13 protein-coding genes are annotated in these 12,459 nt (G+C 70.9%); 9 read left to right on the top strand and 4 right to left on the bottom strand.

The genetic code is table 11. From position 1 onward, the window contains the following. Positions 1-20: 20 nt before the first annotated feature. Positions 21-185 (bottom strand): hypothetical protein, encoded by a 165-nt coding sequence (locus ABGB14_RS28235; RefSeq protein ID WP_165974805.1) that lies wholly within the window; start codon positions 183-185, stop codon positions 21-23. Positions 186-419: 234 nt separating this feature from the next. Here ABGB14_RS28235 and ABGB14_RS28230 point away from each other — a divergent pair, with 234 nt between their 5' ends. The 4 genes from ABGB14_RS28230 (at position 420) to ABGB14_RS28215 (ending at position 3,854) form a co-directional block, all read left to right on the top strand. Further along, positions 420-1,073 carry a response regulator transcription factor gene (locus tag ABGB14_RS28230; protein ID WP_347646840.1) on the top strand — a complete coding sequence of 218 codons (654 nt, stop codon included), beginning with the start codon at positions 420-422 and terminating at the stop codon, positions 1,071-1,073. Next, complete coding sequence (locus tag ABGB14_RS28225; RefSeq protein ID WP_347646839.1) at positions 1,070-2,377, top strand: HAMP domain-containing sensor histidine kinase; 1,308 nt, start codon at positions 1,070-1,072, stop codon at positions 2,375-2,377. Before ABGB14_RS28230 ends, ABGB14_RS28225 begins: the two co-directional genes overlap by 4 nt. A 309-nt stretch (positions 2,378-2,686) precedes the next feature. Then, complete coding sequence (locus ABGB14_RS28220; RefSeq protein WP_090929286.1) at positions 2,687-2,986, top strand: DUF4193 domain-containing protein; 300 nt, start codon at positions 2,687-2,689, stop codon at positions 2,984-2,986. A gap of 16 nt (positions 2,987-3,002) precedes the next feature. Further along, positions 3,003-3,854, top strand: coding sequence for a hypothetical protein (locus ABGB14_RS28215; protein WP_347646838.1), 852 nt, complete (start codon positions 3,003-3,005; stop codon positions 3,852-3,854). On the opposite strand, the gene ABGB14_RS28210 is transcribed toward ABGB14_RS28215, so the two are convergent. From ABGB14_RS28210 to paaI, 3 genes are read right to left on the bottom strand one after another with little or no spacing between them, the layout of a single operon-like run. Next, positions 3,843-4,439, bottom strand: a complete 597-nt coding sequence (locus ABGB14_RS28210; protein WP_347646837.1) for a TetR/AcrR family transcriptional regulator — start codon at positions 4,437-4,439, stop codon at positions 3,843-3,845. The two genes, ABGB14_RS28215 and ABGB14_RS28210, sit on opposite strands and share 12 nt — an antisense overlap. A gap of 4 nt (positions 4,440-4,443) precedes the next feature. Further along, on the bottom strand, positions 4,444-5,748 hold the full coding sequence (paaK, locus tag ABGB14_RS28205; RefSeq protein ID WP_347646836.1) for a phenylacetate--CoA ligase PaaK: 1,305 nt from the start codon (positions 5,746-5,748) through the stop codon (positions 4,444-4,446). Then, positions 5,745-6,113, bottom strand: coding sequence for a hydroxyphenylacetyl-CoA thioesterase PaaI (gene paaI / locus ABGB14_RS28200; RefSeq protein WP_347646996.1), 369 nt, complete (start codon positions 6,111-6,113; stop codon positions 5,745-5,747). Before paaI ends, paaK begins: the two co-directional genes overlap by 4 nt. A 99-nt stretch (positions 6,114-6,212) precedes the next feature. On the opposite strand from paaI, the gene paaN reads away from it, so the two are divergent. Genes paaN through ABGB14_RS28175 form a run of 5 tightly spaced genes read left to right on the top strand, consistent with a single transcriptional unit; the run spans position 6,213 to position 12,453 of the window. Beyond that, the gene (gene paaN, locus ABGB14_RS28195; protein ID WP_347646835.1) at positions 6,213-7,859 is read left to right on the top strand and encodes a phenylacetic acid degradation protein PaaN; all 1,647 of its coding nucleotides are present in this window, start codon (positions 6,213-6,215) and stop codon (positions 7,857-7,859) included. 21 nt (positions 7,860-7,880) lie between these two features. Further along, positions 7,881-9,041, top strand: a complete 1,161-nt coding sequence (locus ABGB14_RS28190) for a thiolase family protein (RefSeq protein WP_347646834.1) — start codon at positions 7,881-7,883, stop codon at positions 9,039-9,041. Then, on the top strand, positions 9,038-9,850 hold the full coding sequence (locus ABGB14_RS28185) for a 3-hydroxyacyl-CoA dehydrogenase family protein (RefSeq protein ID WP_347646833.1): 813 nt from the start codon (positions 9,038-9,040) through the stop codon (positions 9,848-9,850). Before ABGB14_RS28190 ends, ABGB14_RS28185 begins: the two co-directional genes overlap by 4 nt. A gap of 30 nt (positions 9,851-9,880) precedes the next feature. After that, positions 9,881-10,828, top strand: coding sequence for an MBL fold metallo-hydrolase (locus ABGB14_RS28180; protein ID WP_347646832.1), 948 nt, complete (start codon positions 9,881-9,883; stop codon positions 10,826-10,828). A 41-nt stretch (positions 10,829-10,869) separates the two neighbouring features. Next, complete coding sequence (locus tag ABGB14_RS28175; RefSeq protein ID WP_347646831.1) at positions 10,870-12,453, top strand: FAD-dependent oxidoreductase; 1,584 nt, start codon at positions 10,870-10,872, stop codon at positions 12,451-12,453. Positions 12,454-12,459: the final 6 nt, after the last annotated feature.

The following is a 12,459-nucleotide window of genomic DNA, read 5'->3' as shown; positions in this document are numbered from 1 at the left end:
TCCGGCCGTTTTCGATCGGGTCAACGGGGCAAGGGAATGCCATGATCGTCGGCCAGCCGGCGCAGATCCTCGATCTCGGCGGTGAGCGTGTCGGCGAGGTAGTCGTCGCCGACGCTGCGGGCCTCACGGAGGCCCTTGTAAGCCTGGTCGAGGCGGTGTTCGATCGTGGTCGTGAACTCGCCCATCTCACCTACTCTCTAGGGGTTCGACTCGTGTGGGAGCGACGCACGCCCATTGCCGGTTGATGTCCGGGCGATGGGTGTCCCGCAGGCATACCCCGGGTCATCCTCCCCCGAAACATGAATTTCGCCGTGCTCTGCCTCACCCTGGCGTCACCAACCCCTTGACATGCCTTACCGTGCGCTTATCGACGCTGTGGACAGAATGTGGGACCGGATCCGGAAAGAGGTGTGCCAGGCGTGCGGGTGCTGGTGGTTGAGGACGAGCGTGTGCTCGCCGACGCGATCGCGACAGGGCTCAGGCGCGAGGCCATGGCGGTGGACGTGGCCTATGACGGCGGGGGCGCGCTGGAACGCACCTCGTACATCGACTACGACGTGATCGTGCTCGACCGTGACCTGCCGGTCGTGCACGGTGACGAGGTGTGCCGGCGGCTGGTGGAGCAGCGGAGCGCCTCGCGCATCCTCATGCTGACCGCGTCGGGCGACGTGGACGACAAGGTGGAGGGGCTCGGCCTGGGGGCCGACGACTACCTCGCCAAGCCGTTCGTGTTCGTCGAGCTGGTCGCCAGGGTGCGCGCGCTCGGCCGCCGCTCCGCGCCCGCGCTGCCGCCCGTCCTCGATCGGGCCGGGATCCGGCTCGACCCGGGCAAGCGGCTCGTGCAGCGCGACGGCAAGGAGATCGTGCTGACCAAGAAGGAGTTCGCGGTCCTCGAGGAGCTGATGCGCGCCGAGGGCGCCGTGGTCAGCCAGGAGGACCTGCTGGACAAGGCATGGGACGAGAACATCGACCCGTTCACCAACGTGGTCCGCGTGACCATGATGACGTTGAGGAAGAAGCTGGGCGAGCCTCAGGTGATCGAGACCGTCCCAGGGGTGGGGTACAAGTTGTGACTGAACGGCCAGAGCGGCAGGCGGGGCCGACGCATCCGATGATCAGCCCGCACTCCGCCAGGAAGGCGACACGCGTGCAGGAGGCGCCGCCGCCCAGCGGGCCGCCGTCCTGGGACGGCCCGCCCCCGCCGGCGCAGAGACCGGTGCAGCGCACGCCGATGGAGCGGATGAGGGACCTGCCGGGCAGGGTCAGCATCCGGTGGCGGCTGACGCTCACCTACGGCGCGCTCGTCTTCGTGGCCGCCGCCGTGCTGCTGCTCTCGGTCTATGTCATCGTCGGCTCGGCGATCGACTACGCCTGGCCCTCCATCGAATGGGGGCTCAATCCCGTCCAGAACGCCCAGCTCGACGCCGCGTGGCAGGAGTCACAGCGGCAGGCGGTGCAGGACGCCCGCGACGCCCTGTTCGGCAGCGCCTTCCTCGCGCTGCTCGGCGTCGGCATCCTCGCGCTCATCATCGGCTATTTCGTCGCCGACCGGGCGCTGCGGCCGGTGGCGCAGATGACCGGCACGGCGCGCAAGCTCTCCGAGAGCACCCTGGCCCACCAGCGCATCGCCCTGGAGGGCCCCAACGACGAGCTGAAGGAGCTGGCCGACACCTTCGACGCCATGCTCACCAGGCTCAACATCGCCTTCGACACCCAGCGCAGATTCGTGGCCAACGCCTCCCACGAACTGCGCACGCCCCTCACGATCAACCGGACGGTCCTGGAGATCGCCCTGTCGGATCCCGAGGCGTCGGAGGACCTCAAAGCGCTCGGCCGTACCCTCCTCGAAGTCAACGCGCGTAACGAGAAGCTCATCGAAGGCCTCCTGCTGCTCGCCAGGAGCGAGCGGGAGCTCGCGGTGCGCAAGCCGCTGGACGTTCAGGAAGTCGCTCAGACGGCCGTGGAACAGGTCGTGCCCTTCGCCCAGGAACACGGGGTCACCGTGACGACCGAACTGGTCAGCGCGCCTACCATAGGCGACCCGGTGCTGCTGGAACGCTCCGTCAGCAACCTGCTCGAGAACGCCGTGAAGTACAACATTCCCGAAAACGGAAAAGTATGGATCCGGACGGGAATGGCGGACGGTGGCTTGGTTGTTCAGGTGGCCAACACGGGACAGCACGTCCCGGCGTACGAGGTGAACAGCCTGTTCGAGCCGTTCAGGAGGCTCCACTCCGACCGGGTGGATTCGGCCAAGGGATCGGGTCTCGGGCTGTCCATCGTCCGTGCGGTCGTACAGGCCCACGGCGGAAACGTGACCGCCGTGCCGCGTGATGGTGGAGGGCTGGTCGTGACCATTCGGCTTCCGAGACGCTGACCCGCGCGTCGCCGCGTCGCGTTCGTGCGCGTGTTGAGGAGCGGGGGGCGTCTCATTGGTGCCGCACATGTGGTTGGATGTGCCGTCGAACACGGTGGTGCATGACGCCAAGGCTGTGGGTTTCGCCATATTTGGCTAACCATTGCCCTCGGCAGCAGGCCCTGACGTGTTGGGAGGTTCGTTGTCCGTTTCCTCGGGGTACCGATGGGAAATCTCTCCGGCGGAACGGGCACAAGACGGGCCTCCCGGACGTTAGAAGACGCGCGACGAGCGCGAAGACATATGGATGAGGGGGATGGAGTAAGCACAATGGCTACCGACTACGACAGCCCGCGCAAGACAGACGACGACCTGGGGGAGGACAGCCTCCAGGAGCTCCAGGCGCGGCGCACCGACAAGTCGTCCGGCAGCATCGACATCGACGAGACCGACCTGGCCGAGTCGCTGGAACTGCCCGGTGCCGACCTGTCGAACGAAGAGCTGTCCCTGAGGGTGATCCCCCGCCAGGCGGACGAGTTCACCTGCTCGCGCTGCTTCCTGGTGCACCACCGAAGCCAGCTGGCCTCCGAGAGGAACGGCCAGCAGGTCTGCCGGGAGTGCGCCGCCTAGTCAGAGGAGGCATCGCGTGGCCGAGACCGAGAGAGAACATCATGAGGGCAACGAGATCGCCGACCCCGATCGCGAGGTCGGCGAGCTCGTAGGCAAGCTCACCAGGCCGGGTGAGCTCGAGCCGGCCGAGCGGCGCAGGTTGCTCGGCCGTCTAGCCCAGGCCCTGTCCTCCGGGGCGAAGCGGGCACGCGTGACCGGCGCGGGCCGTGGCCGCTGGCTGGCGGACGTCTTCCTCAACATCGCGCCCCGCATCCCGATCAGAGACCTGCACACCCTCTCCGACCACCACCACGGCCTCACCGGCGAGGAACTCGCCGACGACCTCGTACGCACCGCCCAGAAGGCCACGATGACCGTCGGCGCCATCGGCGGGGCGCTCGCGGCGGCCGAGTTCGCAGCACCACCTCTCCTGCTCTCCGCCCCCGCCCAGCTCGTCGCCGAGACCATCGTCGTCGCCGCCGTCGAGGTCAAGCTCCTGGCCGAGCTGCACGAGGTCTACGGCGTTCACGTCCAGGGCACAGGAGCACAGCGCGCGGTCGCCTTCACGGCCGCCTGGGCCAAGCAGCGTGGCATCGACCCCCTCACTCCCGCCTCCGTCTCGATCGCCCTCGGCGCCGCCACGAAGACCGCCCTGCGCAACCGCCTGCTCCGCACGCTCGGCCGCCACCTGACCACGCTGGGCCCGTTCCTCACCGGAGCGGTCGCCGGCGGCGCGCTCAACCGGATGGCGACCAAGAAACTCGGCCAAGCCGTACGCGACGACCTGCGCGTCAAGCGGACGTTACCCGCAGGCGAGCAGCCCGAGCTCCGCAAACCCCACGAGCTCCGCGAGCTCGGCCACGGCAAGCGCGACGAGCTAGACCCTTAACCCGGTGAACGCCATCGTGAGCAGGGCGTCGGCCACGTCGTCCGACGAGGCCCCGCGCGACGGCTGATACCAGTCGGCGATCGAGTTGACCGTCCCGAACAACAGCCGCGTCACGAGCCCCGGATCCAGGTCCGGCCTGATGCTCCCCTCCGCCGCCGCCTCCTTGACCAGGCGGCTGATGAAGGCGTCGAACTCCCGCCGCCGCTCCAGCGCCACCTGCTCCGTCCGGCTGTTGCCGCGCACCCTCAGCAGCAGCGTCACGTAGGGCAGCCGGTCAACCAGGATGCGCACGCTCTGCCGCACGACCCACTCCAGGCGCTCGATCGCGGGGCCGGAGGCGGCCCGCTCGTCGGCGACCATCTCGGACAGCCCGTCGAGCGCCCGGTCGAGAGCCCGGCCGAGCAGCTGCTCCTTGCCGGGCACGTGGTGATAGATGGCCGACTTGGTGACGCCGAGCGCTCTGGCCAGATCTTCCATGCTCGTCCCGTCGTAGCCGCGCTCGTTGAAGACGCTCACGGCGATGGAGAGCACGGACTCGGGGTCGTGCCCCCGCCGGCGCTGGCGGGTGGGGGTCGGGATGGCCATGTCGTTAATTATCGCTGGTTATCCGCTGGTCGATGACGCGTTTGAGTTTGCCGGCCGACCGCTCCAGCGTCTCAGGGTCCACCACCTCGACCTCCACGCTCACGCCAACGGTCGCCTTGACCAGGTGGCGCAGCGCCTCGCCCGCCTCCGGCCCGCCCGCGAAACCGGGGCGGGCCTCGACCCTGACCGTCATCACGTCGAGCCGTCCCGGGCGGGTCAGGTGGAGCTGGAAGTGCGGGGACAGGCCGGGCGTGCGCAGCACCAGCTCCTCGATCTGGGTGGGGAACACGTTCACGCCCCGCAGGATGATCAGGTCGTCGGTGCGTCCGGTCACCTTCTCCATGCGGCGGAAGGCCGGCCGGGCGGTGCCCGGCAGCAGCCTGGTCAGGTCCCGGGTGCGGTAGCGGATGACGGGCATGGCCTCCTTGGTCAGGCTGGTGAGGACCAGCTCGCCCGACTCGGCCTGCTCGCCGGTGAGGGGATCGACCGTCTCGGGGTAGAAGTGGTCCTCCCAGACGTGCAGGCCGTCCTTGCTCTCCACGCACTCGTTGGCCACGCCGGGCCCCATCACCTCCGACAGCCCGTAGATGTCGACGGCGTGCAGGTCGAAGCGGTCCTCGATCTCCTCGCGCATCCGCTCGGTCCACGGCTCGGCGCCGAAGATCCCGATCCGCAGGGAGGACTCGCGCGGGTCCAGCCCTCGCGCCTCGAACTCGTCCAGCAGGGCCAGCATGTACGACGGCGTGACCATGACGATGCCGGGCCGGAAGTCGGTGATGAGCTGGACCTGCCGCGCCGTCATCCCGCCGGAGACCGGTACCACGGTGCAGCCCAGCCGCTCGGCGCCGTAGTGCGCGCCCAGGCCTCCGGTGAACAGGCCGTACCCGTAGGCCACGTGCACGATGTCACCGGGCCGCCCGCCGGAGGCGCGGATCGAACGGGCCATGACCTCGGCCCACACGTCGATGTCGTTCCTGGTGTAGCCCACCACGGTCGGCCGGCCGGTGGTGCCGCTGGAGGCGTGGATCCTGACCACCTGCTCCCGCGGCACGGCGAACATGCCGAACGGGTAGCAGTCGCGCAGGTCCTGCTTCGTGGTGAAGGGAAACCGGGCCAGGTCGGCGAGCTCCACGCAGTCGTCGGGGTGCACGCCCGCCTCGTCGAACTTCCTCCGGTAGAGGGGGACGTTGCGGTAGGCGTGGTGGAGGGCGCCGCGCAGCCGTTCGAGCTGGAGCGCCATGAGCTCGTCGCGCGAGACCCGCTCGACAGGGTCGAGCTCGTCCTGGCCGGGGGGATCTCCTCGTCTCACGTCAACTCCCGGCTCCGGCCGCGGAACTCCGCGACCACCTGACCGTCCGGCCTGCTCACGGTGATGTCGTAGATGCCGCTGCGGCCGTAGCGGGTGCGTTCCGCGGCCGCGGCCACCAGCTCGTCGCCCGCGCGGGCGGGGGAGACGAACGTGATCTCCGCGCCCGCCGCCACCGTCACCGGGCCGTGGCTGTTGCACGCGCAGGCGAACGCCGTGTCGGCGAGCAGGAACACGTATCCGCCGTGGCACAGGTCGTGCCCGTTGATCATCTGGCCGGTCACGGTCATGCGGCACACCGCGCGTCCCTCGCCCAGCTCCATCAGCTCGATGCCCAGGGCGGCGGAGGCGGTGTCGGCGTCCATCATGCGACGCGCGCTCTCCAACGCAGGTCTCCCTTGTCAACTGACCGAATGTTCGGTAAACACTTCACCGTCCGGACGATCGCTGTCAAGAGGGTGAGCACCATGTTCGAACAGCACCGCGAGACCCTGGAGAAGGCCCTTTCCGCGATCGCCGGACGCGGTTACTGGAGTGCCTACCCCGAGTCGCCCAGTCCGCGCGTCTACGGCGAGGGCGCGGCCGAGCGCGGCAAGGAGGCCTTCGAGTCGTACCTCGGCAAACCCTTCCCCCTCGGCCAGCCGGGCACCGGGGCCTGGATCGGCGCGGAACGTTCGCCGTACGGGATCGACCTCGGCGTCACCTACCCGGAGCCGGTCGCCGGCGATCTGATCGAGGCCGCGAAGGCGGCGCTGCCCGCCTGGCGCGACGCCGGGCCCGAGGCGCGTGCGCTGGCCTGCGTCGAGATCGTCGACCGGATCAACAAGCGCGGGTTCGAGCTGGCCAACGCGGTGCAGCACACCACCGGGCAGGCGTTCGTGATGGCCTTCCAGGCGGGCGGGCCGCACGCGCAGGACCGCGCGCTTGAGGCCGTCGCCTACGCCTACGCCGCCATGACCTCCTCGGCCGCCGCCGCCCGGTGGGAGAAGCCCGCCAAGGGCGAGCCGCTGGTGATGGAGAAGCGCTTCACCGTCGTGCCCAGGGGCGTCGCGCTCGTGATCGGCTGCAACACGTTCCCGACGTGGAACGCCTACCCGGGGCTGTTCGCCTCGCTCGCCACCGGCAACCCGGTGATCGTCAAGCCGCACCCGCGCGCCGTGCTGCCGCTCGCGATCACGGTCCAGATCGCCCGCGAGGTGCTGGCCGAGGCCGGGTACGACCCCGCGCTCGTCACGCTGGCCGCCGAGGAGGGCAACGGCCTGGCCAGGACGCTGGCGACGCACCCCGACATCCGCATCGTGGACTTCACCGGGTCGACGGAGTTCGGCGACTGGCTGGAGCGGAACGCCACGCAGGCGCTCGTGCACACGGAGAAGGCCGGGGTCAACACGGTGGTCATCGACTCCACCGATTCCTGGAAGGGCATGCTGGGCAACCTGGCGTTCTCGTTGTCGCTCTACAGCGGCCAGATGTGCACGGCGCCCCAGAACATCCTCGTCCCCTCGGGAGGCATCGAGACCGACGAGGGGCACAAGAGCTTCGACGAGGTCGCCGCCGGGCTCGCCGCCGCCGTCGGGAGGCTGCTCGGCGACGACGCCCGCGCGGTCGAGCTGACCGGCGCGCTCGTCAACCCCGACGTGCTGGCCAGGGTGGAGGCGGCGCCGTCGCTCGGCGAGGTGGTGCTGGAGTCGCGGGCGCCCGCGCATCCCGCGTTCCCCGACGCCGTGATCAGGACGCCGGTGATCGTCCGGGTCGATCCCGATCGGCCGGACGTCTACGGGCACGAGCACTTCGGCCCCGTCTCGTTCGTCATCCCCACGGGCTCGACGCGGGAGAGCCTCGACGTGCTGCGCCGCACGATCAAGGCCCGCGGCGCGCTCACCGCCTCCGCCTACTCCACCTCCTCCGACGTGCTCGACCAGGCCGAGCGCGCGGCCCTCGACGCCGGCGTCAACCTGTCGTGCAACCTGACCGGCGGCGTCTTCGTCAACCAGTCGGCCGCGTTCAGCGACTACCACGGCAGCGGCGCCAACCCGGCGGCCACGGCCTCGCTCACCGACCCCGGTTACGTCGCGGGCCGCTTCCATGTGGTGCAATCCAGGCGACCGGCATAATCCCCGTGCGCGAGGAGTGACATGACTGAGGTGTACCTGGTCGGTGGCGTGCGCACCCCCATGGGAAGGTACGGCGGCGCGCTGGCCGGCGTCCGCCCCGACGACCTGGCGGCGCTGGTCGTCGGCGAGGCGGTGCGCCGCAGCGGCGCCGATCCCGAGGCGTTCGACGAGGTGATCCTGGGCGCCGCCAACCAGGCGGGCGAGGACAACAGGAACGTCGCCCGCATGGCCACCCTGCTGGCCGGGCTGCCCGCGACGACGCCCGCGTACACCGTCAACCGGCTCTGCGCCAGCGGCCTGACCGCGATCGTCTCGGCCGCGCAGGCCGTGCGCGCGGGCGAGGCGGACCTCGTGGTGGCCGGCGGCGTCGAGTCCATGACCCGGGCTCCCTGGGTGATGGCCAAGCCGGGCACCCCCTGGGCGAAACCGGGCGAGGTGGCCGACACCTCGCTCGGGTGGCGCTTCGCCAACCCGCACTTCGACACGCGCGTCACGATGTCGATGGGCGAGACCGCCGAGGAGGTGGCCGCGCTCGACGGCATCACGAGGGAGGAGTCCGACGCCTGGGCGCTGCGCAGCCACACCCGGGCGGTGGCGGCAGCCAAGGAGGGCCGCTTCGCCGCCGACGTCGTCCCCGTCGGCGAGGTCACCGCCGACGAGGGCCCGCGCCCCGACACCTCGATGGAGCGCCTGGCGAAACTCAGGACGATCTTCCGTGCGGGCGGCGTCGTCACGGCGGGCTCGTCGTCCCCGCTCTCCGACGGCGCGGCGGCCGTGGTGGTCGCCGGCGAGGAGGCCGTACGCCGGCACGGACTGACGCCGCGGGCGAGGATCGTCGCCGGCGCGTCCGCGGGCGTGGAGCCACACCTGATGGGGCTGGGCCCGGTCCCGTCGACGAAGAAGGCCCTGGCCCGCGCCGGCTGGGAGTCCGCCGACACCGTCGAGATCAACGAGGCGTTCGCGCCGCAACTGCTCGCCTGCGTCCGCCGGCTCGGCCTGGACCCCGAGACGGTCAACGCCGACGGCGGCGCCATCGCGCTCGGCCATCCTCTGGGCTGCTCGGGCGCCCGCCTGGTCGTCACGCTGCTCGGCCGGATGGAGCGCGAGTCCGGCCGGCGCGGGCTGGCCAGCCTCTGCGTGGGCGTGGGCCAGGGCGTCGCGATGCTGGTGGAGGCCCCGTGAACGTGGCCGTGATCGGCGGCGGGCGGATGGGCGCGGGCATCGCGCAGGTCTTCCTGGCCGCGGGCGACCACGTCACCGTACGGGAGCCGCAGGCCGAGGCGGCCAGGCGGCGCATCGCCGAGGGCCTGGCCATCGCCGAGTCCAAGGGTTCGGTGGAGGACAAGGACGAGGCGCTGGCCCGCCTGGCCATGGCCGAGGTGCCCGCGGACGCCGACCTGGTGATCGAGGCGGTGCCCGAGGACGCGGCGCTCAAGGTCGAGGTGCTGGCCGAGGCCGAGGCCAAGGCCGGGGACGACGCCGTGCTGGCCACCAACACCAGCTCGCTGTCCATCGCCGAGCTCGCCGCCGCCCTCGACCGCCCCGAACGCCTGATCGGCCTGCACTTCTTCAACCCCGTCCCGGTCCAGCGGCTGGTCGAGATCGTCGTCACCGGATCCACCCCGGCCGCCGTGCTCGGCCGGGCGAGGGGGCACGTCGAGCGCATCGGCAAGACCGGCGTGGTGGTCAACGACTCGCCGGGGTTCGCCACCAGCAGGCTGGGGGTGCTGCTCGGGCTGGAGGCCATCCGCATGGTGGAGGAGGGCGTCGCCTCGGCCGAGGACATCGACACCGCGATGACGCTCGGCTACGGCCATCCGATGGGGCCGCTCAGGCTGAGCGACCTGGTGGGCCTGGACGTGCGGCTGGCCATCGCCGGCTATCTGCACGCCCGGCTCGGACCCCGCTTCGAGCCGCCCGCGCTGCTGCGGGAGAAGGTGGCCGCCGGTGAGCTGGGCCGCAAGACCGGGAAGGGCTTCTACCAGTGGTGATGTGATCGCGGAGAGTCAGGAGGGTGCGCGATGGCCAAGCCGTTCGCCTCGTCGGCGGATCTCGGTGAGAAGCGGCAGTCCCTGGAGACCCTGGCCGAGGGCGTCTACGCGCTCACGGCCGAGGGCGACCCCAACGTGGGCGCCGTCGAGGGAGAGGACTTCCTGGTCTGCTTCGAGGCCCTCGCGACGCCGGTGGCGGCCCGCGCGTGGCTGGCAAGGCTGCGCGAGCACACGGACAAGCCGATCCGCTACCTGGTGCTGTCGCACTACCACGCGGTGAGGGTGCTGGGCGCCTCCGCGTTCGGCGCCGACGTGATCGTGACGCACGAGAAGACCCGCGAGCTGATCGCCGAGCGCGGCGAGCAGGACTGGGCCAGCGAGTACGCCAGGATGCCCCGCCTGTTCAAGGAACCGGCCTCGATCCCGGGGCTGACCTGGCCGACGGCGACGTTCAGCGACAGGTTCACCATCGACCTGGGCGGCGACCGCGGCGACCTGGTGCTGCACTACTGCGGCCGCGGCCACACCGAGGGAGACCTGGTGGCGTGGCTGCCCCGGCAGCGCATCCTGTTCGCGGGCGACCTGGTCGAGTCGCAGGCGGCCCTCTACACCGGCGACGCCTTCCACCGCGACTGGGCGTCGTCCACCCTCGACCGCGTGGCGTCGTTCGGGGCCGAGACGCTGGTCGGAGGCAGGGGAGCGGTGGCGCGCGGCGCGGGGGAGGTCGAGGCGGCCGTCGGCCAGACGCGCGACTTCCTCGCCGTCATGCTGCGCGAGGTGAGCGCGGCGGGCACGCTGAAGGAGGCGTTCGAGCATGCCCACCGGGCCCTGGAGCCCCGCTACGGCTCCTGGCCGATCTTCGAGCACTGCCTGCCGTTCAACGTCTCCAGGCTCTGGGACGAGCTGCACGGCGTCGAGCGCCCGCGCGTGTGGACCGCGGAGCGCGACCGCGAGGTCTGGGACGAGCTCCAGTCATGAACGCCGGAAGGTCGCCGGGACGCGAAGCGTCCCCGCAGGTCGTGGGATCTCTTCCTCTGTCCGGGGTGTGCGGGGCGTCCCCGCAGGACGAGGCGGCCCCGCAGGTGATCGTCATCGGGGCGGGTCCGGTCGGGCTGAGCGCCGCGCTGCTGCTGGCCCGCTGGGGTGTCCGGGTGCTCGTGCTCGACCAGCGCGCGGAGCGGGGGCGGGGCGGATCGAAGTCGATCTGCCAGCAGCGCGACGTGCTGGACATCTGGTGCGCCGCCGGCGCGGGCCAGGTGGCCGAGGAGGGCCTGGCCTGGACCACCGCCCGCACCTACTACCGGGGCCGCGAGCTGTTCTCGTGGTCGTTCGAGCGCGAGGGCCCGCTGCCGGCCTGCGTGAACATCTCCCAGACCCGCACCGAGCAGATCCTCGACGCGGCGGTGGCCGCGCAGCCGCTCATCGAGGTGCGCTGGAACCACGAGGTCACCGGCATCACCCAGGACGCCTGCGGCGTCACCGTGCACTGCGGAGGACGGCTGCTGCGCGCGCCCTACGCGGTGGCCTGCGCGGGCGCCAGGGCGCAGCGGGTACGCGAGGCGCTCGGGGTCACGTTCGACGGGGAGACGTACGACGACCAGTTCCTGATCTGCGACATCAGGGCCGACCTGCCCGGCTGGGAGAACGAGCGCCGCTTCTACTTCGACCCCGCGTGGAACCCGGGCCGGCAGGTGCTGATCCATCCGTGCCCCGGCGGGACGTTCAGGATCGACTGGCAGATCGCGCCCGACTTCATCCCGACGGACGAGGACAGGGCGCGGAACATCAGGAAGGTCGTGGGGGACCGGCCGTACGAGTTGTTGTGGCACAGCACGTACCGCTTCCACTCGCGGCTGGCCTCCCGCATGCGCGCGGGCCGCGTGCTGCTGGCGGGCGACTGCGCCCACCTGGTGGCGCCGTTCGGGGCGCGCGGGCTCAACTCCGGCGTTCCCGACGCCGAGAACGCGGCCTGGAAACTGGCGTTCGTGCTCAACGGCTGGGCAGGGGAGGAGCTGCTGGAGACGTACCACACCGAGCGGCACGCGGCCGCGCTGGAGAACCTGGAGGTGACCGCCGCCACCATGCGGTTCATCGCGCCGAGGACCGTGGAGGAGCGGATGCGCCGGCGGGCCGCGCTGGAGGGCGGGCTGGTCGCGGAGATCGACTCGGGCCGGTTCGCGGAGCCCTTCTGGTACGTGGATTCGCCGCTCACGACGCCGGATTCGGCCAGGCCGTTTCCCGGCAGGCCGCCCAAGGGTTCACGCTGCGTGCCCGCGCCAGGGGTGATTCTTCCTGACGTGCCGTTGCCGGCGGGCAGGCTGCGGGAGTTCTGCCGGGACGGATTCCTGCTCCTCCTGGGTGAAATGTGCGATTCGCGTTTGTTTGTGCAGGTTATGGGCAAGGTCATTAAGGCACCGCTCGCCGTACGTGGGTTCGCGGAGATGGACGGGACAGGCTCGCTCGCCGAGAAGCTCGGCGCCGGGCCCGATGAGGCATGGCTCATCAGGCCCGATTCCCACATCGCCGCGATCATCCCCCATGCGGGTCCGGAGTCGGTGGCGGTCGCTCTGAGTCGCGCTCTTGGCGACTTTCCCGACATTTGACCCCTA

Source organism: Nonomuraea sp. B10E15 (assembly GCF_039871615.1).
Lineage (GTDB): Bacteria > Actinomycetota > Actinomycetes > Streptosporangiales > Streptosporangiaceae > Nonomuraea.
This window is presented reverse-complemented; position numbering and strand designations above follow the sequence as displayed.